Here is a 24,878-nt window from a genome sequence, read left to right on the forward strand (position 1 = left end):
ACCATCGCCGAAGGGATGGCGGACATCGACACCTTCGTCGGGGCGCAAGCGCCGTATACGCCGGGTGCGCCGACGCGCAACGAGGTGCCGACCGGCAGCGGGACGGCGATGTACGCGGGCTGGTTCAAGTGGTACTACGCGCGCAATTCCTACAACGAGAATTCCGGCGACAACGGCAACTGGGGCCGAAGCTGGGTGCTGGTCGGCGACGACCGGGGCTTCTTCCTCACCAACTCGTCCGGCTACGGTGGCGACAAACGCATCCTGCACGCCTTCACCGATTTCGATAGCTACAAGCCTGGCGACAATTTTGCGTCCTACCTGATTTCCTCCGAGCGGTATCAACAGGTGAGCTACACCGGCGGCAGCTATCCCTCGCAGGATGCCGACTCGGCCTACTCGCTGGACACCACCGGCAAGATTTGCATGCGCGACTACACGGGCATCGGCGGCAACGTGCGACTCGGGATGTTCTCGCTCAACGACGGCAACAACCAGAACGTCTCCGGTCGCTCCGGCAGCATTCCGTTCCCGAATGGCCCGGACTACGGCCTGATCATCCATCCGATCTACCTGCGCGAAGCCAGCGGCGGGCATCTGCGCGGCACGCTGCCGGGGATGTTCTGGGTGCATCAGAACCAGCCCTACGGCCATCTGGCGATGATCGACAACGTCATCGGCTACGAGGATCGCAAGTTCCTCTACGTCACGATGGACTACGGCAGCGAAGGAAACACCAGCGGCTTCATGTTCGACATCACCGGGCCGTGGAGACCGTGAGCGATGGCGTATCCGTTCGAGCAGGACTTTGTCACCGGCATCCCATCCGGCTTCGCCAGCAACGGCGGCTACGGTGGCATCACGGCAACGTGGAACGAGGAACAGCAGGCCGCCGATCTGGTGTTCAACAACGCCCAGAACTTCTGGCGGCTGTCGGATTCGCCGCTGACCACGGATTTCTGGTTCGAGATGGACGTGGAGATCGTCGCATCGGCATCGCCGCCACCGCACTTTGGCTTCTGGCTCTGGACGGGCGTGGCGACCTATGAAGGGCATCGCCTGTGCGTCTACAGCAACAACTGGGCACACTCGTACTGGACGAGCGGCGGCTCCGAATACGAGCAAATCACCGAAGCATGGGCGGGCTGGGCCGTGGTCGGCGCGCGCCGCACGCTGCGGCTGGACGTGAAGCGCCAAGCCAATCTGGGCGTGTGGCTGCTGCAACTGTCGGTCGATGGCGAAGTCGTCTGGCGTGACTACAAGCGGTGGTATTCGTCACTCCGGCCTTGCATCTTCGGCTACGGCATCACGCTGCGCCTGCACCGGGTGGCCGGTGACACGGGCAGCGGGCTGGAAGACGCGCCGGTTCCCGCGCATCGTCGACTGCCCGTCGCGCTTGCACATCGCGTCCTCGTCCCCGATAACGCGGCGGCGCAACGTTACTTCCATCGCGGACTGCGAATGCTGCTCGGCAAACGCAACCACTACTACCACGGCGGCCACCGCATCGCGGGCACGGTGAAGCACCGCGTGAAAGGCGTGATCGCCGATGAACCGCTGCGGCGGCGCGTGCTGCTGATCGACCAAACCACCTACGTCGTGGTGCGCGAGACGTGGAGCGACGCGGCTAACGGTGCGTATTCGTTCGACCACATCGACGCGGAGCCGCGCTACCTCGTCATCGCCTTCGACCACGAACGTCAGAACCGCGCGGTCGTCGCCGACAACCTGCGCACGCAACCCATGACGGAGCTATCCCTGTGATCCAGATTTCCACCGCGCTCAACGATTACCGCCTCAACGCCGTCATCAACTTCCTCGCCATCGGCACCGAAAACGCCCGCGTCCAGATCTACGGCGGCGAGCGCCAGGATTTCGGCGAGGAACCGGAAGGCGACCTGCTGGCGACCATTGTGCTGGTCGAGCCCATCGGCGAGGTCGAGGATGGTCTGTTGGCGATCACGCCCACCGGCGAAGCCCTGATCGAAACCAGCGGCGAGGCGACGTGGGCGCGCATCGTCAATGGCGACGGCGCGTTGGCGTGGGATTGCGATGTGTCCGACTTGAACGGCACGGGCGAACTGCGCCTGCCGTCCACCACGCTCTACGCCGGGGGCTACACCCGTATCGTGTCCGGCCTGCTGGGGTAGTCCATGAGCGAACCCGGCGATGTTATTCTCGCCGCGACGCTGCCGGAACTGAGCTTCACCGCCACCGCCATCCCCGACGCCAAGGCGACGCTGCTGGCGAACCTGCCACCGCTCACCTTTGTGGCGAGCACGGGGACGCTGGCGGGCGCGGCGCTGGCGGCCACGCTGCCCGCGCTGGTGTTCGCGGCGCAGGCCGTGCCGGTGACGGACGTGGCGCTGGCGGGAGCCTTCCCGCCGCTGGAACTGGTGGCCGAGGGGCGCTACCAATCCTATGCGGTGCGCCCGGTCACCGGCCAGAGCTCCACCCGCTGGCGGCATGCCGCCAGCCACGACGCCGGGGCCGAGGATCGGCGCGAGGCCACCGTGCGCGAACACGCGCCCACCCGCGCGCCGTGGCAGGCGGCTGGCCCACGGGTCGCGGGCGTAGAGTACCGACGCCACAGCACGCGCGTGCGCGCGCCCGTGGCCAACCGGGCGTGGCACCAAGAGGCCGTGCCGGTGCAAATCGGCGCGGGAGCGGGCCACGCGGACGCGATCCGGCTACGCACGGCACGCAGCTCGGCCTTCGAGGAGTCCGTCCGCGCCGAATGGCCGCGCTGGGCCGTCGGGCATCAGGACGGCTGGCGTGACCGCCGGTTCATGGGCACCTCGCGGTACGAGGAGGCGCGGCGGCACACCGGGCATTTCCACACCGAGGAAATCCAGAACGCGGCCTACCTGCGCCGCTGGTGGAGGGCGTTCTTTCAGGCGGCGATGCGTCCACTGCCGGGCCGCCATCCGCCGGTGCCGTTCGTGCCGCCGGTGACTCCGGTCTGCTACACGCCGAACGCACACCTACTGTTTATTGGGGACGCCGCCATCGACGGCGACCTCTTGTTCGTCTGCGAGCACGACAACCCGAACGACGGGTCGGTGCTCGTGCCCAACCGGAGGGTGTATTTCGTGATCAATGAGGTGACGCTGGCGCACTGGCCCGATGGCACGCCAGTGCCGGTGCTCGGCTTGTCGCTGTCGCTGGATGCCGATTCGTGGGCGTGGGGTTTCGAGGCCACGCTGCCGGTGATCGCCGAATCGCTGGTCGTGCCCGCCGGGGGTGCATCGCCGGTCGAGCTGATCGCCACGGTCAACGGCACCGCGTTCCATGTCCTCGCCGAGAACCTGAGCCGCGAGCGCACATTCGGCGACGCCAGCATTCGCATCTCCGGGCGTGGTCGCAGCGCGGCGCTCGCTGCCCCTTACGCGCCGGTGATCGCTTTCGCCAACACCCAGCCGCGCAGCGCGCGGCAGTTGATGGACGACGTGCTCACCTTCAACGGCATCCCGCTGGGCTGGGACGTGGACTGGGCGCTGACCGACTGGCTGGTGCCCACGGGCGTGTTCGCCAAGCAAGGGACGTGGATCGAGGCGTTGACCACCATCGTCGACGCAGCGGGCGGCTACCTGCTGCCGCATCCGTCCGAGAAGATGCTGCGCGTGCGCCATCGCTATCCGGTGGTGCCGTGGGACTGGTGGGACGACGTGACGCCGGACTACGTGCTGCCCGTCGATGTCGTCGCGCGCGAATCGCTGCGCTGGATCGACAAGCCCGCCTACAACCGCGTGTTCGTCGCCGGGCAAAGCACCGGCGTGCTCGGCCAGGTCACGCGCGCGGGCACGGCGGGCGACGCGCTCGCACCGATGGTCGTCGATGCGCTCATCACCGAAGCCGCTGCCGCTCGGCAACGCGGCATCGCCGAACTGTCCGATACGGGCCGCCAGATCGAAGTGACGCTGCGCCTGCCGGTGCTGCCCGAAACCGGAATCATCGAGCCGGGTGCGTTCGTCGCCTATCAGGACGGCGGCGTGGCGCGGCTCGGCATCGTGCGCTCCACGCGCGTCGAGGCCGGATTGCCGGAGGTGTGGCAGACCCTCGGAGTGGAGAGCCATGCATAACATCTACCAGCAGTTCCGCCAGTTGCTGCCCGATGCACCGCTGCAAGCGGGCACCGTGCTCGAAGTCGGCTCCGGCGTCGCGCTGATCGTGCTGCCCGGCGGCGGCCTGATCCGCGCGCGCGGCGACGCCATCGTGGGCCAGACCGTGTTCGTGCGCGACGAGGTGATCGAAGGCATCGCGCCTTCGCTGCCTCTGGAGATCATCGAAATCTAGCTTCAACCCCAACCCTCGTTTCAACCCTGAAACCCGTCCAGTTCGCGCTGGGCGGGTTTCGTTTTTCTGGAGAACCGCAATGACCGAAGAAGCCAAACCTGTCCCCGTGGAAGACACGCTGCTTCTGCGCCGCGAGGACTTCGAAGACCTGCTCGACCGCGCTGCCGAACGCGGGGCCGAGCGTTGCCTCGCCCATCTGGGTTTGGAGAACGGCAGTGCCGCGCGCGACATCCGCGAACTGCGCGATCTGCTCGAAGCGTGGCGCGACGCCCGTCGCACCGTGTGGCGCACGGTCATCAAGGTCGCCACCACGGGCCTGCTGGCCGCCTTGCTGGTCGGTGCCGCCATCAAGCTCAAGCTGACCGGAGGTGCGCCATGACCGCCAAGCCGAAACTCTGCCTGCTCGACGATTGGCGAAAGATCGCGCGCCGCGCGTGGAGCATTCGCCTGTCCATCGTCGCCGCCTGCTTCACGGCGGCAGAAGTGGTGGTGCCGCTGTTCGGTGACGTTCTGCCGCGCGGCGTATTCGTGCTGCTGGCCTTCAGCGCCAGCATCGGCGCGGCCATTGCCCGCTTGGTGGCGCAGCCGGAGATGCACCAATGATCCGGCCACCCACGCCAACATCACGCAAGGCCGTGGCTGCGCTGACACTGTCCGCCGCCGCGCTGGTCGGCATCGTGCTGCACGAGGGCTACACCGACCGCGCAGTAATTCCGGTCAAGGGCGATGTGCCGACCATCGGCTTTGGCACCACCACCGGCGTGAAGCTGGGCGACACCACCACGCCGCAGAAGGCGCTGGCGCGGGCGCTTACCGATGTGCAGGGGTTCGAGGGTGCCCTCAAGACCTGCGTCACCGTGCCGCTGGCCCAGCACGAGTACGACGCGCTGGTGAGCTTCTCCTACAACGTCGGCAGCAGCGCGTTCTGCAAGTCCACGCTGGTGAAGAAGCTCAACGCCGAGGACTACGCCGGAGCCTGCGCCGAGTTGCTGCGCTGGCGCTTCTTCAAGGGCAAGGATTGTGCGCTGCCCGCCAATGCGCGGCTGTGCGGCGGACTGGCCACTCGGCGTCGGGCCGAGCACCGCCAGTGCATCGGGGAATCGCCATGAGCCTGATTCCTTGGCCGTACCGCTTGCTGGCATTGGCTGCGCTGGCCGTTGCGCTGATCGGGTTTGGCTGGATCAGGGGGGCGAGCCACGTTCAAGCTCGATGGGACGCCGCCGTCCAGCAGCAAACCCTGCAAGCCACCGCTGTGCGCGAGCGTCAGGCGCAAGCCACCGTCAAGGTCGTCACCGAGTACGTCGACCGCGTCCGCGTCGTCCGCGAAAAGGGCGACACCATCATCAAGGAGGTTCTCGTCTATGTGCCCGTTGAAGCCGATGCTGCTTGCACTATCAACCGTGGCTTTGTGCGCCTGCACGACGCTGCCGCCGCCGGTGAGCTGCCCAAGCCCGCCGGAGATGCTGATGCGCCCGCCGCAGGCCTTGCGCTCTCTGCCGTCGCCGGAACCGTCGCAGGCAACTACCAGTCCTGCCATGAAAACGCCGAGCAACTGAGGGCGTTGCAGGCATGGGTCAGGGAGATGGCTGCCACCGCGAGGTGAGAAATCCGTGGAGCAGACCATCGAGCCTGAATTGCGACGCGGGGTCTATAGCAACGGGAAGGTGCTGCTCGGCTTCGCGGCGCGGCGCGAGGCTGAGACGCCCCTGATCCGGCAATCCACGGCTGGCTGACGGCCCATATCTAGGCGCAACAAGCATATTCAGGATAAACTATGCTTTAGGTGCATTATCAGGATAGGCAAGATCGTGGCTTTCGAGAGCGTTGAAGAACTCATCCGGGCGGCGCGCAATGGGCGCAGTCAGAAGGAATTCGCCGATCTGCTGGAGGTCGATCAGTCGATGGTGAGCAAGTACGAACGGGGCAAGGCCAGTCCGCCGATCAGCGTCATCAACCGCTGTATGCGTCTGGTGCATACCGCCCAGGGCGAGGCGGCGCCGTCGGCGGAACAGCTCGCCGACCGCGTGCGCGAATCCTTGGCCGACCCGAAATTGGGTCAAGTGCGCTCGGCGCTATCCCGCTTGGTGGACGCCTTCGCGTCCGAAAACGCGCAGGCCCGTTCGTCGGGCGCTGCGCCGCAATGACATAGGAGGCCGTATGGCAACGCAATCAACCATCGAATGGACGGAGCAGACGTGGAATCCGACCACCGGCTGCACCAAGGTCTCGCCGGGGTGCAAGCACTGCTATGCCGAAGTGATGGCGCGGCGGCTGCACGCGATGGGCGCGCCCGGCTACGAAAACGAGTTCAAGCTCACCGTGCATGAGAACCGGCTAGAGCAGCCGCTGCTGCGCAAGAAGCCCACCACGTACTTCGTGAACAGCATGAGCGACCTGTTCCACGAGGCTGTTTCGGACAAGTTCCTCGACCGCGTGTTCTCGATCATCGAGACCACGCCGCACCACACCTACCAAATCCTCACCAAGCGCGCCGAGCGCCTGCCGGAGTATTTCGCGCGCCGGGCTTGCCCGCAGAACGTGTGGCTGGGCGTATCGGTGGAGGACAAGAAGTACGGCGTGCCGCGCATCGACCATCTGCGCAAGGTGGACGCGCACATCCGTTTCCTCTCGGTGGAGCCGCTGCTGGAGGACTTGGGCCGCATCAACCTGAGCGACATCCACTGGGTCATCGTGGGTGGCGAATCAGGTCACAAGGCGCGCCCGATGCGCGAGGAGTGGGTGGCGAACGTGCAGGTGCAGGCCGAGGCCGCTGGCGCGGCGTTCTTCTTCAAGCAGTGGGGCGGTTGGGGCGCGGACGGCGTCAAGCGCCACAAGAAGGCGAACGGTCGCGTCTTCCGTGGCCGCACATGGGACGACTACCCGGAAGCGGCCGCGCAACCCTAGAAATTGAACGCGCCTTGGCCTTCGACGTTCGAGGCCGTGGCCCAGAACTTGTGGGCGAGTTCGTGCTTGGCTGCAAGCAGCAACCAGTACAGCGGCTGGTTCTTTGCCCCGGTCAGCAATTTCATGTCGGTGGAAGGCCACACGCCGAGGCCCGCCACCTTGTCGCGCCAGAACTGGAATATCTGCAGCCGGAGTTCTTGCTGCCCCTGAAGGGTGGAAACCTTGTCGCGCCATCCCGGTGCGAAGGTGTCGAACGGCGAGTTCTCGGTGGTCGCGTAGGTCACGACGTTGCGCTGTAAGTCCATCTGGCTGATGTGAACCAGCATGTCGATGCGCGTGAGCGATGACAGGGCGACGATGATGTCGAAGTTCAAGGCCGCCAGATCGAACGGATCGAGAAACGCGAAGTTCAGGCCGTAGGCGTTGAGCTGGGCGGTCACCGATTTCACGGCATCGACGGCGGCACCGTCCACCTCGACCACCGGTGCGCCCAAGTTGCGCAGGCGGGTTGCGGCGGCTTGACGTCGCTGGACATCGAGGTCGCCGATGAAGACCTGCGAGAACGGTGCATTGCCTTCCCTGCTTTTCTTCCACGCGGCGACGACCCCGCCGTCAATCCACTCGCCGGAGTCCCGCACCTTGCATCGGCCCGGCCCACAGAACAGATCGATGTAGGTCGCGCCTGCCTTGCCAGGGCCAAGAAACTTCGCGCGGGTGCTGCGCGAAATGTCGATGTAGCGGCACAGGTAGTCGTGCTTCTCCTTCGCCCAGACGCCCACTTCTTCCGCAGGCAGGCCATCGTCCCCATCGATCAGTTTTCCCATCGTGTCCCCCCCGCATCGGTTTATTGCGCCTGCTGGATCGCCCGACGCAGCGATGCAGAGACATCCCACACATGGGACTGGCCACCTATGTACTTGGAAACCTTGATGTGATTATTGCCTTCCAGCAGGTTCAGCACGAAGTCGACGAAGGCGCGGGGCTTGCCGACCCGCGTTGCCAGTTCTTCATTCTGGCGGACATCCTCGTTGACCAGCAGCGCGGCAATCCGGCCAACCACATCCTGATAGCCATCGACATACGCCTGCGCGAACTCCTGAAAGCCGTAGTCCGTCAGAACGACATGCGACAGCGGCGCGCCGAGAACGCGCCCGATCTTGATGTAGTAGTGCTGTTCGAGAATGTCCAGCGAGTCGAGCAGTTCCTGCTGCGGCACATCTTTGAGCGCCGTTTCCGCGCGCAGCCGATCCCAATCCACAAGACCGGCGTCCTCGTCGATCTGCACTCTCGCAATGACGCGCAAGGCCAAGTCATCAACCCGCGTCAGGCCGGAGATCAAGGGTGCAGGCCCGGAGAACCGGGCGGGCGGCTGACCGATGGTCGGCTTGTCGTCCACGTCGAAGATCGCCGACAGGATGCGCTGCAAGCTCTGGTCGTAGCGGGCGAGGTCATCGACCTTCTGCCAGAGGGTGGATCGCAGGCTTTCGGGCACCTCGCAATCGTCGATGACGATGGGGATCAGCCGCGTTCCACGACTGATCCTGTTGACCACCGAGGTGTTCAGTTCTTCCCGAACCCAAGGCTTCTGAACGCTGACCTTGGACAGGACGACGATGACAGCCCGCGCCTCTTTCAGTCCTTCCTCGAATATCTTGTCTACCAGACTGTCGCCCGGCTTCATCTCCCACTGGTCGAGCCACGCATCGACGCCGTTCTCGCGCAAACGCCGCGCGAACTCGACGACGAAGCGATCCTTGTCCTCGCTGGCGTGGCTGACGAAGACCTTGGGCGCGTTCATTCGCCCGCCTCGAATTCCGCGCTCTTGAACTTCAGCACGTTGCAGTTCTCCTTCACCGCGCGCTGAAGGCCATCGTCGAAGCCGGTCGGCGATTCCGCCTGAATCTCAATGGCGATCCGCACCTTCACGCCGGGCCGCAGGGTGAACTGCTGCACCACCTCGTCCACCACGTCGGCGAACTGCCGCTTGGCCTGAATCGGATCAAGGTCGATGCTGGCGTAGAACTGCTTCTTGGCGCTCGATGCACCGCTGCCGGTCGAAGTACCGCTCTGGCCGGAGTCCTCGACGCGCGGCGGAGTTTTTCCGTCACCCGTCACCAAGACCGTCGTCGCAGAGCCTTCTGCATTGGCGGCGCTGGCACGGGACGCTTCCTCGGCCGCACGCAGGCTCTCCATGTAAGCGGCTGCGGCGAGCGGTTCGATCAGCAGCAGCGACGAGTCCATGATGAGCGACGTGCGCTTGCCGTAGCTGAAGCCCACATAGCGCACCTTGTCGCCATCCGGCTCCTTGCCCTGCGCGAAGCCGAAGAACTCGCGGCTGTCCGCACCTGCACCCATCGTGGTCTGGAACACCGCGTCGTCCTTCAGGCGTGGCAGGTAAAGCTGCTGGCAACTCTGCTGCCACACGTTGAGGGCGCTGGTGTCCTTGGCATCGTCCTTCCAGAACCAGTCCTTCAGCACCTTGGCCAGATGGATTGGTGCCCACTCGCTGATGAGCAGTTCGTTTTCCTTGAGCACGCGCTCGATTTCCTGCGACCAGTTCTGCGCGCCGGGGTTGAGCGGGAAGTGCTCCCACTTCACTTCGGACAGCCCCTTGCCGGGGCGGGCTTCCTGCACTGGCGCGACCAGCCATTTGTAGGTTTCGCGGATCATGCGCCGCGCCGTTTCCTCGGCCTGATCCAGGCTGGCTTGCGCCTGCTTGGCCATCAGGTTGTCGAGGACGATGCGGTTGTCCTTGTAGTCACCGACGATGCTGCGCCACGCGAGGTGCGAGCGGACATGATCCTTCAGGCGGCTCACACTGTCGTAGTCCGCCGCCACGAAGATCAGGCGGTTCTGCTTGAAACGGGGCTGGTCGCCACGCTTCTTCAGAATCTCGGTTGCGCGGTCGATGGCCAGGCTCTGGCCGCTCTTGCTGAAGGCCGCATCCGGCGGCAGCACCACCAGCCGCAGCGCCCAGTCGTCGGGCACGTCGCCGCTGCCGGTGAAGATGTGGATGCCGCCGAACACCCCGCTGGCAAAGCTGCGCTGCACGCGCTCGCGGATGGCGGGGAACACGTCCTCCTTGTCCTGAAAGCGGCGCTTGCGCTCTTCCATCTCGCGCCGCAGGTTCGGGCGCGTGTCCAGCCAGAATCGATTGTTGGCGGCGTTCAGGTAGTGCAGCCGGTCGCCCAAGCGCCGCAGCGCGTCCTTGAACAAGTTGGGCTGCTGGCCGGGCTGGGCCACGCCCAGGATCACGCGTTCTAGTTCCAGACCGCGCACGCCCTGGTTTGCCGTGCTGGGCGCGCTGCCCAGAAAAATGGCGCGCGCCGCGCGACGGCAGGCTTGCACGCTGCCGAAGCGGGTGTCCTTGTTCTCGATCTCCCACGTCTCCGAACGCTCACCATCCACGTCGCGCTCGATCACCGGCGTCCAGCCTTGCGGCAGGTAGTAGAGCACCTCGTTCAGCGTGTCGGCATCCATCAGCGGAAAGCTGCCAGGCATGATCAGCGGGTCGTTGTTGCCGTCCTTCCACAGCCGGTGGATCACCTTCGCCATCAACTTCAGCACGCCGCGCGTGCGTTGGAAGTTGTCCAGCGTTGACCAGTCCTCGTACAGGCGGTCGAACACCTCAGGGTGGATCGGGTAAGCGTGCGTCAGCCGCTCCAGATACTTGCTGTCCTGCGTCTCCTGCGGGAAGTCGTCGCGGTTCTCGATGTAGTAGTCCGCGAACGAGCGGCAGACCGACTCCATCGCCAGTTTGTCGTTGATGTTGCTGAAGAGCCGCCGACGCACGATCTCGAACGCCTCCTCGGTCGCCACCGGCTTCCACAGCGCCTGGATGCGCCCGAAGTAGTGCGAAAGAGAAGCCAGCGCCTTCTCGCCGCGCTGGCTGCCTGCTTCCTTGGCGGATTCCGGCAGCGAGGCCAGCAACACGGCGGTCGGCACGGCCTTCAAGGCTTCCGTCAGCGCCTGCACGAAGCTGAGGTTGGAATCGAAAGTGCCGCCTGTTAGTGCCTTGCCTTCCTCGAACTGGCGTACATAGGCCACCAGCTCGTCGATCAGGATGACGCAGGGCGCGTAGCGGGCCAGCAGATCGGCCAGCACGTCCTTGCCCGGCGACGTGCCCGAGGCGTCGGCATCCGCCACCAGCGCGTAGCTCTCGGCTCCGCCCAGTTGCCATGCCAAGTCGCCCCAGAGAGTCCGAACCGTCGTGCGGATGCCATCCTGCCCATCCTTCACCACCGGCTGATTGGGCGAGGACTTGATGCCGTCGAGCACGGCGATGCGCGCCTTGGGCAGTTCGGTCACGCCCGCTGCGTCGAGGATGGCGGGCACGCCTTGCAGGTCGCTGGCCGGTGCTTCGCCCTTGGCGAGGTGATAGACCGCCAGCATGGTGTGCGTCTTGCCGCCGCCGAACGCGGTTTGAAGCTGGATCACCGGGTCGCCGCCCTGGCCTGCAAGGCGCTTGACCACCGAGTCCAGCAACAGCCGCATACCTTCGGTGATGAAGGTGCGCTGGAAGAACAGCGCCGGGTTCTGGTATTCCGCGTTGGCCGTGCCCGCATGCACGCGCGACAGGTCGGCGGCGAATTCGGCCTGCTGGAACTTGCCTTCCCGCACATCGGAGTGCGGTTCCGCGATTTCGCGCCAAGGTTTCAATGCCATGTTCTTCCCCTCAGATGTCCAGTTGAGCTTGCGAGCCGAGCACGCCCGCCTCGCCAGCGGCCTGTTCGATGGCGCTCCACGCGGTGACCAGTTCGTTGTAGGCGCGCGCTTCTTCCGCCCAGCCCTTGCGTTCGCACAGGGTGTAGAGGCGGTAGGCCAGCGCGCGAATGGGTTCGGCGCGAGCGGGCATGCGAGCGAGCAGCGCGCCAGCGACGGATTCGCCGTCTTGGTTCAGCGCGCGGATCAGTTGGTGCAACGCCTCCCACACCGGGAGCCGTGCGTCCTTTTCGGGTTGCCAGTCGCGTGGCATCTCGGCCCACTTGAGCAGGCGCAGTTCACCCTTGCTCGAATCCACCACGCCGCTGGCTTGCAGCCCGCCGACGCTGGTGCCCTTGGCGCGGGCCAACACGTCGGCGTCGCCGTATTTGCCGGTGGCCCAGCCTTGCTGCTCGAACCAGTGCAGGCAGAACTGCGTGTCGTGGTCGAAGTCGTCTTCGGCGAGGAAGCGGTTGATGAGTTGCAGCGCAGTGCGCACGCTCATGGGCGTGCCGTCGGCTTCCAGCACGGCGGCGTATTGGCTGAAGATGGCCATGCCGGGGCCGATGATGGCTTGCGACAAATCCACCGGCGCGACGGGTGAATTGACGCCGCCGCGCGTCATCTCGTCCAGCGCCTCTGGCAGTACGGCGTTGAGTTCGCGGATGAACTCGCGGCGGCTGACCGTGGGTGCGTCGGCTGGGCGCTGGCGGCAGACGAGGATGATGCTGGAGGCAAGGGCGTTGGAATCCATCGCAACTTGCCGAGTTCTCATTTCCGTCCGAACCGGCCATGTTCCAGTAATTGCGAAGCCCGCATCCAAAACCGCTTGCAAAAATGTCTCCCAGCCGGTGCTTGAGGTTCCTGCTTCGTCTTTGGTTTCAGACTGTTTGAAGGCGTAGTAGATGGTGACGGGGAAAGCTTGGCTCGCCTGTCTTGCGAGGTTGTGCATCGCAGCCGTCATTCCATCGAGGAAGAACTTTTCTGCCTGTTCTCTGCCTCCATGCCGATAAGGCGTGGCAACAAGTTCTTCCGCCTTTGGCACAGCCAGTGTGGCGAACAGTTCAGGGAAGATTTCGCGTAGCGACTTGCGCAGCCAGACATAGAAAAAGTCCGAGAGGTCTGCGTAAGCGATGTTGTTGTAGTAGGGCGGATCAGTTGAAACGACCTTGTTCTTGCTGACAGTTTGAGACTGTGCATCGAGTTGGGATGCGATACCCGCCGTCTCGGTCGGCAGTAGTGGCAGCGGGTCGTGGCTGTAGAAAATACCGGCTGACAGACTGCCAGTGGCATCGGCGAGAAAATTTGGTTCTGCGAAGTCCCACAGCATTGGGAATGCCTGTCGCCCAAAACTATGCTGCGCCTTCTCCCCAACGCCGTTCCATCTGACCAAGTTATTGCCCGTCATTGCAAGCCGGTCAATGGCAAAGGCCAAATAGACACCCACTGCCTCTGAATATGCCGTTGCGCCAGAGCCGACTTTGGCGAGTGGTTCACCGTCGTCGGGCAGTCCGGCGGCAATGGCATCGGCCTTGACCTTGGCGATGGCCTCGCCCACCAAATCCGAGAAGGTGGTCAGCGCTACCAGTTGGCGTGGGGTAAAGAGGTCGCTCCACTCGGTCAGGCCATAGGGAACGCAGGTGCCGCCGGTAAGTCGTGCAGGCACATTGCCCGATGGTTTCCACGCAGGCTGTGCTTGCCGCGCAGCATCCTCGTGTTCTTGAGTCGGCGCGAGATAGATACGACCTCGAACGCCTTCGGCAACAATGGCCATCAGCCTTTCGCCCATACGCCCAGCTTGCCCTTCCGCCTTGATGTAGTCGCCGCCGATGGGCGTATCCGAAAGCACGCAGCGGAAGTTCGCGCCACGACCGGCAGCCTTGGTGCCGTCGCCCGCCTCCTGTGGCGGTTCACCCACCTTCACCGTGAAGCGGTACTTGTCACCCTCGACCACGGGCTGCACATAGCTTTCCTTGCCTGCCTTGCTGCTGAGGATGAAGGTGGAAGCCAGCGGAACATCCACATGGCTGAACGCCGGGTTGGGGCTTTTGACCGTGCGCGCCCACAGCCATGCGATGACCGTGAGCTTCTGGCCCAACAACGGCTTGAGGTCAGGCCGCTCCTTCACGATCTCGGCAGTGATCTCGACCTGCGGATACAGATGGCCGATGCGCTTCTCGGCTTCGGCGCGCATCCACGCACCGTAGCGGCGCACATCCTCGGCCAGCCCTTTTGCGCCCGACCAGTCCTCGCTCAACTTCCCCTGCTTGTCGCCCGGCACGCGCGGACCCACCGGCGCGCGGCCCGCGAAGCGCGGCGGGATTTCGATCATGGCCTTGTTGATGGTGACGGCCACGGGATTGAGGTCGGAGGCGTAGCTCTCCAAGCCCAGACGCTGCGCCTCAAGCGGCAGCGCGCCGCCGCCCGCGAAGGGGTCGTGAAAGGCAGGAAGCTTGTCGGGGTTGAACAGTTCGGCGGCCTGGGGGTGGCCCTTGTTCAGTTCGCAGACCTCACGCCACGAGCGGCGGATTTCGGCGCGGGCGCGCTCCAGCACTTCCTCGTTGTTGGTGTTCTCCCACTGCACCAGGTCTTCGACGATCTTGAACAGCCGCTCGCGCTCGGCCTGCGCCTTTTCCTTGTTGACGCCGTAGCGGAAGCCGCCGCCCTGCTGGTAGCCGGGGTCGTTGACCATCTGCGCAAAGATGACCGCCCGCGCCGCCGCCAGCGGACGCCGCGCCCACCACAGGTGCAGCGTGCTGGGGTGGCCGTGGCGGATGGATTTTTCGCGCGCGGCGGCCTTGTTGATGGCATCGAGTGGCAGGGCGACTTCGATTAGTTTTTTGGGTGTCTTGATGTTGTTGTTCATTTAGTCGTCCTTCTCCCAGCCGACTTTGCCATCACAATGGCTACAGCCGACCGAGTAACTGTGTTCCATATCGCCGGTGTTGTATTCGTTGCACCACTGGCATTGCTCGATGCCATCCGAGATGTCGAAGCAGTTCGCGCAGAAGTAGCGGTCGCCGCGCCTGACTACGGTGTGATAGCCCTCGCAGTTGCCGCAGTTGGCAGGCTCCCAGCGGTCGTCCCCGTCCTTGATGTCGATGTGCGCTGCATCGTGATCCGTCAGCGCATCCGCCAGATGCTCTGGCTCGATAGCTTTCCCGCAGTGCTCGCAAGTTGCGTAGCCCTCGGTCGCAATGACGATGGGTTCACTACAGTGCGGGCAATCGAGTTCGACCTGCGTTTCAACGTGGTCGCACACCAGGCAGCGCAGCGACGCGATCTGATCGTCAAAGGCGTCCGGTATGGCGGCCTTGAAGCCGCAGGCGCTGCATGCTTTCGGCTTGCCACCCGCATTCCGCACGGCGTCCAGTTCCGGAGCAAGCGCCTTGAACTTGGCGGCCAAGTATTGCCGGTGGCCCTTCATCGCCCGATCCGCGCGGGCGATTTCGCCGCTGAAGTCGTGGAAGTAGCCGTTCCACCGGCTCAACAGGCGATGCAGATGAAACCACGAACGGCAATGTTCGGCGACGATCTGCGCCTTGGCTTTTTCGTCGCTTTCCAGCCCGTTGTGGAAGAAGTGAACCATCTTGTTGCGATGGTTCGCCAGCGCGCGGAAGCTGCTGTAGGCTTCGTCGCCGATGTCCTCGCCCGCGACATCACGAATCCGCGCCCTGCAATCTTCCAGCGTGACCGAGATGAAGTCCCCGGCCATGAACTTGGCGAGATTGGCCTGCTCGGGCTTGGAGACAATCAGCGACCAGTGCTCCTTCATCAGCCGCGCCTTGAGCAGCATCTCCACTGCCGCGCAGAAGTGGATGACGGAATACTTGGGCGTCTGGTCGAACTCCACGATGCCACGCTCCAAGAAGTCGAAGGCGTTGCGGGTCAGTGAGTCGAAGATGTCGTGATGGGTCATGACATCCTCCTATCGCCAATGCGCGGGGCGCTGGAGGACGAAGCCGTCCGCGCGCTGCACTTGAGCCGGAAGCTGGCTGCGGCGGTAAGCGGTTTCGTTGATGATGAAACTGCCGCTGGCGGCCTGTGTGAGCTGGTGCGAACGGCGGTTGGGCGGCAAGGCGACGATGATGTTCTTGCCGGGAAACTTGGCGCGAGCGACGCTGACCGGCGTGGTGAGGTCGCTGTCGGCAGAGATCAGCAACGCCGTGTCGAAGCGGTCGTCATAGGCATCGGCCAGCAGTTGCATGGCGATGTTGACGTCGGTCATCTTTTCCTCGTAGTCCATCCACTGCGCGCCGCACTGGCGGCACTGCTTGGGCTTTTCGAGGTAGTGGCCGAAGTGCGACTGGAGCTTGGGCAAGGTGTCCAGCGCCTCGAGGTAGGCGGTCTGGCGCTGCATGTCGGAGACGTTGCGCCCGTTGGCACGGATGCGCGAGGTGAAGTAGTGGACGCCCTCCAACGTCTGGTCGGGCCTGAGCAGCGTGGTCGCCAAGGCACACAAGTCCAGCCAGTAATACTTCTTCCAGCCCTTGCTGCGCAGGCCGAAGTAGAGGTTGAATCCATCCACGTAGGCGACAACCCGGCTCATCGGCGCTGCTCCCGACAGGCCAAGTCCACCTTGACAGAGGCACGGGTTGCGTGTAGGATTCGCGCCATAAACCCCACCGGAGATCGCATCTCCGGCCCAACGCCTCCTTCGTGGAGGCGTTTTCCTTTGTGCCCCGCCAAGGCGAGCAGCCTTGGCCCGACGCCTCCCACGCGGAGGCGTTTCTCTTGGTCTTGGGGCGTCCGGAAGGCCATCACAGCGAAGCCCCCGGCGCGACGGCCTTGGCCAGCAACTGGCCCAGATCGAGGTTGATGCTGGTTGTGGCCCAGTCCGGCTCCTGCGTGAAGGGCTGGCGGACGTAGAACGGGCCTTCGTGCCTGTCCCCGTCCACCAGCACGATGGCGAGGATGAACTTGTCTGCCTGGTTCAGGCCGTAGAGGATTTCGTTGCGGGTCACCGTGATGGTGGACTGGCCCTTGGCACGGCCCTTCACCTCGATGTGGCGCGAGGTGGTCAGGCGGCCATCCACGGGCTTGGGCTGGCTGGTCACGTCCCAGCCGCACTTCTGCGCCGAGACGTCGATGACGTCATGGCCCAGCGCGCGTTCGGCCTCCATGACCGCGCGCATGGCCATCTGTTCGACACGGGCACGGGCAGCGGCGTCCGCCGACCAGCCGCCTTGTTCGGCGGGGACACCCTTGCGCTGCATCAGCAGCCCTGCCGGGATGACGAGCGCGCCGCCCAGCACGACCGGCGTGGCCGAGACCACATGGCGCAGGGCCAGCAGTTCCTTCTCGCGCGACTGGCGGCGTGCCGTCAGGTCATCAATGGTGCGGCGGACGTTCTCCAGCGTCAGGCGAACGTCCTTGCCTGCGGCCATGTCGTCTTGCAGCTTGATGTAGCGGTCTGACCAGAAGTTGATCTCTTTGACCAGCCGCTCGTGAACGGCGGCCAAGGTCTTGTCCACGGACTTCTCGCGCCGCGAGCGCACTTCGTCGAAATGTTCGGGCACGAGGTGGCTGCCCGCGTGGGCGAGCGCAGCGTGTTCCAGATCCTTGGCGATCCACGGCGCGGCCAGCACATCTTGGATCAGCGGCATGTCGGAAGCGTCGAGCGGCTCCAAGTCCAGATGCGGTGCCCAGCCCGCGTTGATGGTGGTGCCTGCGGCATCGATCTCCACGAACTGCATGCGCCGCGAGGCGACGCGGCTGGGGTCTTGGCCTTCCAAGACCCGGTGGTCGATGATGAACATCACCTTGGGCGTGACGCCTAAGTCGCTCGGATCGACCAGCACCGCGCCTTGCTTCAACTTGTTGCGGTGCTGCTCCAGCACGATGTCGGTGACCGATTGCATCAAGGGGTGGCCCGGATGCAGCAGGCTGGCCATCGGCGCGCCCACACGGTCGGTCAAGCGCACGTACTGCTTCTCGAAGCAGACGCGCTCATAGCGGCGCAGCACCGGGTCGGCGTTGCGGCGATCCCGCCCCGTGATCTGGCGGTCGCGCTCGCGGATGATGGCGGGGACGTTGGTGATCTCGAAGCGGCCCGGCTCGCGGGGGCGCAGTTCGCCACCCAAGGCCGCGAAGGCTTGGTTGAAGAAGGCACGAATGAAGAAGGGCTGGAGCTTGCGGGCCTCGGCCTTCTCCATTTCCTCCTTGACGGCGAACAGGCGCCTCTCGTCCATCACCTCTTCGCACAGGGCGTTGCGCTTGATGATGTTTTCGAGATGATCGGTGTCGAGCGCGCCTTCGATCTTTTTGAGCAGGCGGGCGCGCACCTCGGGGTCGGCCCCGTAGCGGATGGCCTCGATCAGCAAGTCCTTGAGGCTCTTCTCCTCGAACACCTCGCCGAGGATGTCGAACACGCGCCCGCCCAGCGCCGCGCGCTCGACTTCGAGCTTCTCGAACAGGCGCTGGAAGACGTCGCCCTCGCGGGTTTCAGAGGCGACCATGTTCCAGAGGTGGCAGACCTCGGTCTGGCCGATGCGGTGGATGCGACCGAAGCGTTGCTCCAGCCGGTTGGGGTTCCACGGCAGGTCGTAGTTGACCATCAGGTTGGCGTTTTGCAGGTTCACGCCTTCGCCCGCCGCGTCGGTGGCAATGAGCACGCGCGCGGTCGGATCGTTGCGGAACAGCTCCTGCACCTTGCGCCGTTCCTCGCGCTTGACGCCGCCGTGGATCATCACCACGGCTTCCTCGCTGCCGATGAGGCCGCGAATCTTGACCGCAAGGTAGTTCAGCGTGTCACGGTGTTCGGTGAAGATGATGAGCTTGCGCTGGCGGCCCGCTTCGTCGTGCATCTCCGGCGTGTCTTGCAGCAGGCGGGAGAGTTCGTCCCACTTGCGGTCTTGGCCGGAATGGACGACCTGCCGGGCCTGCTCTTCCAGCCCTTCGAGGATGATGATTTCGGCTTCGAGTTCGGGGATAGTTTGGGAGGCCGTGGCCTGATCGACCAACCGTTCTTCCAGCGCTTCATAGTCCTCGGATGGAAGGTCATCGGCGGAGTCCCAGATGTCCTCGGGCAGGCCGTTGCTGCCATTCAGTGTCTCTGCCAGCGCCTGGCCACGCTGGCGCAATTTTTCGTCCTCGACGCGGCGCTTGAGCTTGTTGCGGCGTCGCTTGAGCGACTGGTAGATGGCCTCGGGACTGGAGGCAAGCCGCCGTTGCAGCGCGGTCAAAGCAAAACCGACCGTGCCTTTGCGGCCACCATCAGCCAGTTGGTCAGCGCGGGCGAACTCGGTCTTCACGTAGTCCGTGACCGCTGCGTACAAGGCAGCCTCCGGGTCGGAGAGCTTGTAGTTGACGGTATAGGCGCGCCTTTCGGGAAACAGGCGCGTGCCGTCGAAACGAAGCATGTCCTCCTTGACCATGCGGCGCATCAGGTCTGCCACGTCGACCTTGTGTGCGCCATCGCGGAACTTGCCGTAGAAGCGGTCTGCATCCAGCAGCGACATGAAGAGCTGGAAGTCCTCTTCCTTGCCGTTGTGGGGCGTGGCCGTCATCAGCAGAAAGTGGCGGGTGATGGCTCCCAGCGTCTCGCCAAGCAGGAAGCGCTTGGTCTTGTTGACCTTGTTGCCGAAGTAGCTGGCCGAGAGCTTGTGGGCTTCGTCCACGACGACCAAGTCCCACTGCGTGAGCATGAGCTTTTCTTGCAGGTCTTCGGATCGCGCCAGTTGATCGACGCGGGCGATCAGCAGGTCGAAGTCGTCGAAGGGGTTGCCGCTGCGGGACTGCTCGACCTGCTCACGCGAGAACAGCGTGAACGAGAGGCCGAACTTCTCGAACATTTCGTCCTGCCACTGCTCGACCAACGAGCCGGGCGCGACGATGAGCACGCGCTTGGCGTCGGCGCGCATCAACAGCTCGCGGATGAACAGCCCGGCCATGATGGTCTTGCCCGCACCGGGGTCGTCGGCCAGCACGTAGCGCAGCGGCTGACGCGGCAGCATGGACTCATAGACCGCCGTGATCTGGTGCGGCAACGGCTCCACGTTCGAGGTGTGGACGGCCATCATCGGATCGAACAGGTGGGCCAGATTGATGCGGTAGGCCTCGGCGGCGAGCTTGAAGGCGTCGCCCGGCGCATCGAAGGCCCACGGGCGGCCCGACTCGGCCAGCGACAGGTTCGCTTCGTCGGTGCGGAACAGCATCCGCTCGCGCAGCGTGCCGTCGGCGGTCTTGTAGTAAACGGTCAGGGCGTTGTCGCCGACAGGCTCGGTCGTGACGATGCGCACCACCTGCCCGGGCTCCAAGCCCGAGATGGCTGCGTTCTTCTGGATCTGTTCGAGCTTCAACACGGCGCGCCCCTTCGTCTTCGTTCCGACTGTCGCTCAGGGCTTGCGCCGGTTGTAGGGCGACTGGTTGGTGGGCTTGAGCGAAACGTCGGCTTCGCTGGCCTTGGCGCGCACGGCATCTTCCGTGCGGCCCATCTTGAGGCCGATGACGCGCGTGGGCGTGTTCTGCTTGGCGAGCTGCTTAAGCTGCGAAACGTCGGCAGGCGACCATTGCTTCCCGTGATTGGACGGGGTCTTAGCCATGATGAAACTCCTTTCGGGCGTAAGCGTGCTTGGGGGCGGGGTTGAAGCAGAGCGCCATGTTCATCACCATTCCTTGCTGGCTGCGTCGTAGCCCGGCGCGAGAACGAGGTTGGTGACGCCATAGAGCGCCTGCCGGTTGCGCAGCCACAGGTGGTGTTCGCCGCCCTTGAGGCTGTGGTCGTCGGTGCAGTCCACGTTCCAACGGCGCAGCAGGTAGCCCGCCATTGCCGCGCGGGTGCGCACCTTGAGCACGCCGCCTTCCATGCCGTACTCGGCTTCGATGGTGTCGGGGTGCTGCACATTGGCCGGATGCGGCACAAGCTCCAGCTCGGTGATGCGGTTCCACTGGATGTCCTGAGCGGCGGTTTCGTGGTCGGCGACCTCGCCCGGCAAGATGCTGGCGTCGTCGAAGCGGCCCAGCACGAAGTCGCGGAACTCGCCGCTGCGGCGGTCGAAGGCCCGCAGGTGCCAGCGCAAGCCGCTGTCAGCCAAGGCGAAGGGCACGATCTCGCGGGTGGTGAGGCCGCTGGACAGGGCGCGGTAGGAAATCTTGACGGCTGCGCCCCGGTGGATGGCGCGTGTCAGAGTCGAAAGCAATTCCAGATCGACCCGGCCCGGCAGGCTGGTGCCTTCGGTGGCGATGACACCCCGAAAGCGCGCAGGCTCGGCATCACCGTAGCCTTGGGACAGCCATGTGAAGACCCGCTCGACCGGGAAGTCGAACAAGGGCCGGAACCACGCGGCTCGCACGTAGACCTTGCCCTTGGTGTCGTACTCCATGTTGCCCGGGGCCAGTTCCTTGTACTGGGCAATGTCCCGCGTAGCCGCCGCCGCTTGGATATCGAAGCGCGCGACCAAATCCTGACGGCGGATTTCGCCCATGAAGCGCAGGCGCAGCTCGACGAACGCGAGCCGGTCGCGTTGCGCTTGAGACATTCCTGAGAGGCGGTCGCTGGACATGGTGGCGTGGGAGTTTTCCTATGTTTTGGCGGAGCATATACGCATCAAAACAGTTCGTCAAACAGAATGAAAATAAGTCTGTGTCAGTCGTAAAATGATGACGACTTTCTGGCGAGGCGGCGATATGGCTCCGATCTGGAACGAGGGTCGCCGGTCACTCGCCTCTCCAGAGAGAGGGCGGCGAAATGAGCGAAACCAGCGAAATGAGAAGCCCGACAAGCACTTGCGGGCGGTTCGGCGCAGCGAAACGAGCGAAATGAGCCCTCGGGGCAGCTACGCTGGCCGATACACCCGCGTGGGAGTCCCTGGCGCACCGTCGCTGCGCTCAACCCACTGCACGCTGATCCTGGGCGGCGTGCTGGCCAACAGGTGCTCCAGACTGGCGTCGATCCGCGCCTTGGTCACCTTGCCCCGAAAGCACTCCGCGCTGATCTGGCTGCGCGTGGCCTGACCGCGCTCGCGCAGGAAGGCCAGCACGCGGTTCGACAATTCCAGCACCTGCGCCAGCTTCGCTTCCTCGGCGGCGCTGACGAACACGAACCGAACGGATGCCGTGGCGTGGCGAATCCACGCCATCGCCGCGTCGATGTGCTGAGCATCGATCCGGGTTTGCAGATCGGTCATCGCCATCAGCATCGCCAGCCGTAGCAGCATCGGGGCGCGTCGCTCCAGCAACGCGCCGACCGCGCCGTCGCCGAGATCGTCGTTAAGCTCACCCCGGTATAGCTGGGCGTAGCACCATTGCGCCTGTGGGGACAGTTCCATCCGCAGGTGGTCGCGCTGGTCGTGCCGGTCGGCGCGAACGAAGGCCAGCACCTCCAATGTTCGACGCGCCAAATCCTCGACCACTGCTTGCGGCGTCTCCTTCGGGAAGGGCAGCATCCGCGTGCGCTCGGCCCAGATCAACAGGAAGCGATTGGCGAAGCCGTTGGTGAGATCGCGGGCGCTCATCAGGCTCGTCAGTTCGCTGGGCGAGATCGCGCCGCTCAGGCAGACGTGTGGTTGGCTGGCGTAAAGCCGGTTCGACTTGGTGGCGGGCTTCAGATCGACGCCATCCCAACAATCGCGCAGCGCCGCCGACAGCGTGTTGCCGTCGCGCCGTCCCTGATGCAGCACGTTGGCGAATTCGGATTCGACCACCCACAGCCGCTTGTCCTCGATGGCGGGCACCTCTAGTCGGCCTTGCCGATAACCATCGTGCATCAGCGCCACCAACCCTTCGCGGCTGGACAGGCCGCCGCGATGAATCTGCGGCGCGAAGCCTTCGTTCATCGCGCGTAGCGCCTGATCGATGCGCAGCACCAGCGACACCGCGTCACCCTTGCGGCCACGGCCCGAGCGCCCGACATGCAAGCAGAACAGCCGCGCGTGGTGGCGGGTGTTGCCGACAGGCAGGTACACGCCGCGCCCGACCGCGCAGGACAGATAGGCCATGAAGTTGGCGGCGATGGCGACTGCATTGGTTTCCGTGCCTTCGCTGCCGGCATGGGCCACGTCGCCGATCAGGCCATACAGGCACGCCGGATCGGCCACGGGCGCATTGCGATGCGCGACCATCGCCGCCTCTCCGCCGTCATCGGCATCGTCCGGCGGTGATGTGGCGTGCGGTCGGTGAATAGCATCGCCGATCCGTCGCATTCACTTTCCGTCCAGCGCCACGGTCTGGATGATGTTCTCGAACTCGGCCAGCACGTCAGGCTGGCGCTGCGACAGAAAACGGAACACCGCCTTGTTGTCGATCAGCTTGCCGAGGTAGCCGCGCGCCAGCACGAGTAGCAGCACGTCCTGACCGTAGGATTTTTCGACCAGCTTCAGTTGCCCTTGGATGTTTCCCATCTCGCGCTCCATCTTCACCATCTGTTCCGCCGTGACGCCGGATATCTTCCGCGGCCGCTTCTCGCTGACCAGCAGGTGCGGCGGCGTGGCTGCGAGAAGGGCTTCGGCGTAGGCAACCGTCATGTTGTTGGCAGTGAGCATCAATTCCACGCACTCGACCTGCCGGGTCGGTTTGAGTTTGCGCAGCACCGAACCGAGGTTGGCAGAGAAGTGCTGATCCTTCAGCATCTCGACCGCCTCCGGGCAGATGCCTTCGAGCAGGCTCACCTTCTTGTGGATCTGGCTGATGTCCACGTTCAGCGCCTTGGCCAGCCGCTCGGGCGAAACGCCACGCTCGACCGCTCGCCGAAGCATGTGGTGCTCCTGAATGGACGAGATGCGGTTGATCCGGTTGTTGTAGGTGTAGCTTTCGTCGTCGGTAGCGATCAGGCACGGTGCGTCGACGTAGCCGAGCTGCCGCAGCGCCAGCAGGCGCATGTGCCCGTCGAGCAGGATGTGCTGGCCGGTCACCTTGTCCGCCTTGCCCACGCTCAGGGGTTCGATCAGTCCGACCGCTTCCATCGAGGCCATGATCTGCTTGAACTTGCGCGAGGTATTCAAGCCCTCCGGCGTCTTGCGCGACGGCAGAATCCGATCCAGCGCAAGCGTGATCGGTTCTGGGATGAACCCCAGCGGCGGGCGACTCATGCCGCGTGACCTCCAGCCCAGACGCGCTCGGCCAGTTGCTTGGGCAAGGTGTCCAGGCCTTCGGCGCGAAGTAGGTTGGAGAAGTGCTCGTCGGCCAGCAACTGGCGCAGCGCCTCGATCACGAACAGCAGGCGCTGCTGGGTGAATTCGGCCTTCTTGACCATCAGCTTCTGCCGCTCGACCTCGTGCTGGTAGTTGCGCACGAGGCTGGAGGTAGTGACGGACGCGCCCTTGCGCGCTGGCCGATGGGCCAGCGTTTTGCCCAGGGTGCTGCGCCGCTGAAGTACGCGCCGCGCCTGCATCAGTTGCCCGCCGCGCAACTGGCCGCTTTCGTAGGCGTCCTGCAACGCGGCCTGCACCTCTTCTTCGTCGCTTGCGCCCGCGATGGTGATGGCGACATTGAGCGGAACCCTTCCGGCCTCGACGGCGGCCAGCAGGCGTTCCTCGCTCTTCTCGAAGAGGAGCAGGATGCCTTTGATGTAGTCGAGGCTCAGGCCGGTTTTCTGGGCAATGACGCGCTTGTCGTAGCCCTGCTGGCTCAACTGTTCGATGCTCATCAGCAGTTCCAGCGCACTGTATTTCCGGCGGGCGATGTTCTCGGTCAGGCTCATGATGAAGGCGTCCTCGTCGTTGACGTTCACGACCAGCGCCGGGATCTGCGTCTCGCCGAGCGACTTGAACGCCTTGAGCCTGCCTTCGCCGCAGATCAGCAGGAAGTGTTTGCCATCCTCCAGATCGTCTCGCGGCGTGACCGTGACTGGCTTCTTCAGGCCGACGTTCTTGATGTTGCCGACGATCTCCTCGAACACGCGGCCGTTGCGGTCGCGTGGGTTGAGCACCGCGATCTGATCGACCGGGATCATTTGCAGCTCGGTGGCGTGGTGCATTTTGCTCATGCTGACCCTGCCTCGTTTCCACGTACATCAAGTCATGCAGCCAACTGGGCGTTCT

At 64.4% G+C, this 24,878-nt stretch carries 23 protein-coding genes and 1 pseudogene; 12 read left to right on the top strand and 12 right to left on the bottom strand.

Annotated elements, in window-relative coordinates:
• The 12 genes and pseudogenes from ACIY1X_RS10630 to ACIY1X_RS10685 all read left to right on the top strand — a co-directional run.
• Nucleotides 1–780: pseudogene (locus ACIY1X_RS10630) on the top strand (hypothetical protein); the annotation flags it as partial.
• Nucleotides 781–783: 3 nt separating this feature from the next.
• Nucleotides 784–1,764, top strand: coding sequence for a hypothetical protein (locus tag ACIY1X_RS10635; RefSeq protein WP_399680403.1), 981 nt, complete (start codon nucleotides 784–786; stop codon nucleotides 1,762–1,764).
• Nucleotides 1,761–2,150: a hypothetical protein gene (locus tag ACIY1X_RS10640; RefSeq protein ID WP_399680404.1), complete on the top strand. Its 390-nt coding sequence runs from the start codon at nucleotides 1,761–1,763 to the stop codon at nucleotides 2,148–2,150. The genes ACIY1X_RS10635 and ACIY1X_RS10640 overlap by 4 nt, the downstream gene beginning before the upstream one ends.
• 3 nt (nucleotides 2,151–2,153) lie before the next feature.
• On the top strand, nucleotides 2,154–4,082 hold the full coding sequence (locus ACIY1X_RS10645; protein ID WP_399680406.1) for a hypothetical protein: 1,929 nt from the start codon (nucleotides 2,154–2,156) through the stop codon (nucleotides 4,080–4,082).
• Entirely contained in the window at nucleotides 4,075–4,296 is a 222-nt protein-coding gene (locus ACIY1X_RS10650) for a hypothetical protein (protein ID WP_399680408.1), read from the top strand. Before ACIY1X_RS10645 ends, ACIY1X_RS10650 begins: the two co-directional genes overlap by 8 nt.
• Before the next feature lie 79 nt (nucleotides 4,297–4,375).
• Nucleotides 4,376–4,675 (top strand): DUF6127 family protein, encoded by a 300-nt coding sequence (locus ACIY1X_RS10655; RefSeq protein ID WP_399680410.1) that lies wholly within the window; start codon nucleotides 4,376–4,378, stop codon nucleotides 4,673–4,675.
• Nucleotides 4,672–4,899 (top strand): hypothetical protein, encoded by a 228-nt coding sequence (locus ACIY1X_RS10660; protein WP_399680411.1) that lies wholly within the window; start codon nucleotides 4,672–4,674, stop codon nucleotides 4,897–4,899. Before ACIY1X_RS10655 ends, ACIY1X_RS10660 begins: the two co-directional genes overlap by 4 nt.
• Before the next feature lie 32 nt (nucleotides 4,900–4,931).
• Nucleotides 4,932–5,405 (top strand): lysozyme, encoded by a 474-nt coding sequence (locus ACIY1X_RS10665; RefSeq protein WP_399680413.1) that lies wholly within the window; start codon nucleotides 4,932–4,934, stop codon nucleotides 5,403–5,405.
• Nucleotides 5,402–5,899, top strand: a complete 498-nt coding sequence (locus tag ACIY1X_RS10670; RefSeq protein ID WP_399680414.1) for a hypothetical protein — start codon at nucleotides 5,402–5,404, stop codon at nucleotides 5,897–5,899. The genes ACIY1X_RS10665 and ACIY1X_RS10670 overlap by 4 nt, the downstream gene beginning before the upstream one ends.
• A 7-nt stretch (nucleotides 5,900–5,906) precedes the next feature.
• Nucleotides 5,907–6,029 carry a hypothetical protein gene (locus ACIY1X_RS10675; RefSeq protein WP_399680416.1) on the top strand — a complete coding sequence of 41 codons (123 nt, stop codon included), beginning with the start codon at nucleotides 5,907–5,909 and terminating at the stop codon, nucleotides 6,027–6,029.
• A 75-nt stretch (nucleotides 6,030–6,104) separates the two neighbouring features.
• Nucleotides 6,105–6,440, top strand: a complete 336-nt coding sequence (locus ACIY1X_RS10680; protein ID WP_042427091.1) for a helix-turn-helix transcriptional regulator — start codon at nucleotides 6,105–6,107, stop codon at nucleotides 6,438–6,440.
• A gap of 13 nt (nucleotides 6,441–6,453) precedes the next feature.
• A complete protein-coding gene (locus tag ACIY1X_RS10685; RefSeq protein WP_399680418.1) occupies nucleotides 6,454–7,200 on the top strand; it encodes a DUF5131 family protein in 747 nt (248 codons plus the stop codon).
• On the opposite strand, the gene ACIY1X_RS10690 is transcribed toward ACIY1X_RS10685, so the two are convergent.
• From ACIY1X_RS10690 to ACIY1X_RS10745, 12 genes are all read right to left on the bottom strand, one after another.
• Entirely contained in the window at nucleotides 7,197–8,024 is an 828-nt protein-coding gene (locus tag ACIY1X_RS10690) for a three-Cys-motif partner protein TcmP (RefSeq protein WP_399680420.1), read from the bottom strand. The two genes, ACIY1X_RS10685 and ACIY1X_RS10690, sit on opposite strands and share 4 nt — an antisense overlap.
• 20 nt (nucleotides 8,025–8,044) lie before the next feature.
• Nucleotides 8,045–8,998 carry a toll/interleukin-1 receptor domain-containing protein gene (locus tag ACIY1X_RS10695; protein WP_399680422.1) on the bottom strand — a complete coding sequence of 318 codons (954 nt, stop codon included), beginning with the start codon at nucleotides 8,996–8,998 and terminating at the stop codon, nucleotides 8,045–8,047.
• Nucleotides 8,995–11,865: an ATP-binding protein gene (locus ACIY1X_RS10700; protein WP_399680424.1), complete on the bottom strand. Its 2,871-nt coding sequence runs from the start codon at nucleotides 11,863–11,865 to the stop codon at nucleotides 8,995–8,997. Before ACIY1X_RS10700 ends, ACIY1X_RS10695 begins: the two co-directional genes overlap by 4 nt.
• A 10-nt stretch (nucleotides 11,866–11,875) precedes the next feature.
• On the bottom strand, nucleotides 11,876–14,767 hold the full coding sequence (locus tag ACIY1X_RS10705) for a DUF1156 domain-containing protein (protein WP_399680426.1): 2,892 nt from the start codon (nucleotides 14,765–14,767) through the stop codon (nucleotides 11,876–11,878).
• A complete protein-coding gene (locus ACIY1X_RS10710; RefSeq protein WP_399680427.1) occupies nucleotides 14,768–15,820 on the bottom strand; it encodes a hypothetical protein in 1,053 nt (350 codons plus the stop codon).
• 9 nt (nucleotides 15,821–15,829) lie between these two features.
• Entirely contained in the window at nucleotides 15,830–16,450 is a 621-nt protein-coding gene (locus tag ACIY1X_RS10715; protein WP_399680428.1) for an NYN domain-containing protein, read from the bottom strand.
• 211 nt (nucleotides 16,451–16,661) lie between these two features.
• Nucleotides 16,662–20,204, bottom strand: coding sequence for a helicase-related protein (locus ACIY1X_RS10720; RefSeq protein ID WP_399680429.1), 3,543 nt, complete (start codon nucleotides 20,202–20,204; stop codon nucleotides 16,662–16,664).
• 33 nt (nucleotides 20,205–20,237) lie between these two features.
• Nucleotides 20,238–20,444 (bottom strand): hypothetical protein, encoded by a 207-nt coding sequence (locus ACIY1X_RS10725; RefSeq protein ID WP_399680430.1) that lies wholly within the window; start codon nucleotides 20,442–20,444, stop codon nucleotides 20,238–20,240.
• A 63-nt stretch (nucleotides 20,445–20,507) separates the two neighbouring features.
• Nucleotides 20,508–21,404, bottom strand: coding sequence for a WYL domain-containing protein (locus ACIY1X_RS10730; protein ID WP_399680432.1), 897 nt, complete (start codon nucleotides 21,402–21,404; stop codon nucleotides 20,508–20,510).
• A 273-nt stretch (nucleotides 21,405–21,677) separates the two neighbouring features.
• Nucleotides 21,678–23,042 carry a hypothetical protein gene (locus tag ACIY1X_RS10735; protein WP_399680433.1) on the bottom strand — a complete coding sequence of 455 codons (1,365 nt, stop codon included), beginning with the start codon at nucleotides 23,040–23,042 and terminating at the stop codon, nucleotides 21,678–21,680.
• Nucleotides 23,043–23,927 carry a plasmid partitioning protein RepB C-terminal domain-containing protein gene (locus ACIY1X_RS10740; protein ID WP_174782227.1) on the bottom strand — a complete coding sequence of 295 codons (885 nt, stop codon included), beginning with the start codon at nucleotides 23,925–23,927 and terminating at the stop codon, nucleotides 23,043–23,045.
• Nucleotides 23,924–24,823 (bottom strand): plasmid partitioning protein RepB C-terminal domain-containing protein, encoded by a 900-nt coding sequence (locus tag ACIY1X_RS10745; protein ID WP_399680435.1) that lies wholly within the window; start codon nucleotides 24,821–24,823, stop codon nucleotides 23,924–23,926. Before ACIY1X_RS10745 ends, ACIY1X_RS10740 begins: the two co-directional genes overlap by 4 nt.
• Between the last annotated feature and the right edge of the window lie 55 nt (nucleotides 24,824–24,878).

This window comes from Xenophilus sp. (genome assembly GCF_044462705.1).
Classification (GTDB): domain Bacteria; phylum Pseudomonadota; class Gammaproteobacteria; order Burkholderiales; family Burkholderiaceae_C; genus Xenophilus; species Xenophilus azovorans.

Excerpts from the sequence above, each read along its gene's own strand:
- ACIY1X_RS10635 (WP_399680403.1), top strand. The coding sequence starts at position 784 with ATGGCGTATCCGTTCGAGCAGGACTTTGTCACCGGCATCCCATCCGGC.
- ACIY1X_RS10645 (WP_399680406.1), top strand. The coding sequence starts at position 2,154 with ATGAGCGAACCCGGCGATGTTATTCTCGCCGCGACGCTGCCGGAACTG.
- ACIY1X_RS10650 (WP_399680408.1), top strand. The coding sequence starts at position 4,075 with ATGCATAACATCTACCAGCAGTTCCGCCAGTTGCTGCCCGATGCACCG.
- ACIY1X_RS10655 (WP_399680410.1), top strand. The coding sequence starts at position 4,376 with ATGACCGAAGAAGCCAAACCTGTCCCCGTGGAAGACACGCTGCTTCTG.
- ACIY1X_RS10660 (WP_399680411.1), top strand. The coding sequence starts at position 4,672 with ATGACCGCCAAGCCGAAACTCTGCCTGCTCGACGATTGGCGAAAGATC.
- ACIY1X_RS10670 (WP_399680414.1), top strand. The coding sequence starts at position 5,402 with ATGAGCCTGATTCCTTGGCCGTACCGCTTGCTGGCATTGGCTGCGCTG.
- ACIY1X_RS10685 (WP_399680418.1), top strand. The coding sequence starts at position 6,454 with ATGGCAACGCAATCAACCATCGAATGGACGGAGCAGACGTGGAATCCG.
- ACIY1X_RS10690 (WP_399680420.1), bottom strand. The coding sequence starts at position 8,024 with ATGGGAAAACTGATCGATGGGGACGATGGCCTGCCTGCGGAAGAAGTG.
- ACIY1X_RS10695 (WP_399680422.1), bottom strand. The coding sequence starts at position 8,998 with ATGAACGCGCCCAAGGTCTTCGTCAGCCACGCCAGCGAGGACAAGGAT.
- ACIY1X_RS10700 (WP_399680424.1), bottom strand. The coding sequence starts at position 11,865 with ATGGCATTGAAACCTTGGCGCGAAATCGCGGAACCGCACTCCGATGTG.
- ACIY1X_RS10705 (WP_399680426.1), bottom strand. The coding sequence starts at position 14,767 with ATGAACAACAACATCAAGACACCCAAAAAACTAATCGAAGTCGCCCTG.
- ACIY1X_RS10710 (WP_399680427.1), bottom strand. The coding sequence starts at position 15,820 with ATGACCCATCACGACATCTTCGACTCACTGACCCGCAACGCCTTCGAC.
- ACIY1X_RS10715 (WP_399680428.1), bottom strand. The coding sequence starts at position 16,450 with ATGAGCCGGGTTGTCGCCTACGTGGATGGATTCAACCTCTACTTCGGC.
- ACIY1X_RS10725 (WP_399680430.1), bottom strand. The coding sequence starts at position 20,444 with ATGGCTAAGACCCCGTCCAATCACGGGAAGCAATGGTCGCCTGCCGAC.
- ACIY1X_RS10730 (WP_399680432.1), bottom strand. The coding sequence starts at position 21,404 with ATGTCCAGCGACCGCCTCTCAGGAATGTCTCAAGCGCAACGCGACCGG.
- ACIY1X_RS10735 (WP_399680433.1), bottom strand. The coding sequence starts at position 23,042 with ATGCGACGGATCGGCGATGCTATTCACCGACCGCACGCCACATCACCG.
- ACIY1X_RS10740 (WP_174782227.1), bottom strand. The coding sequence starts at position 23,927 with ATGAGTCGCCCGCCGCTGGGGTTCATCCCAGAACCGATCACGCTTGCG.
- ACIY1X_RS10745 (WP_399680435.1), bottom strand. The coding sequence starts at position 24,823 with ATGAGCAAAATGCACCACGCCACCGAGCTGCAAATGATCCCGGTCGAT.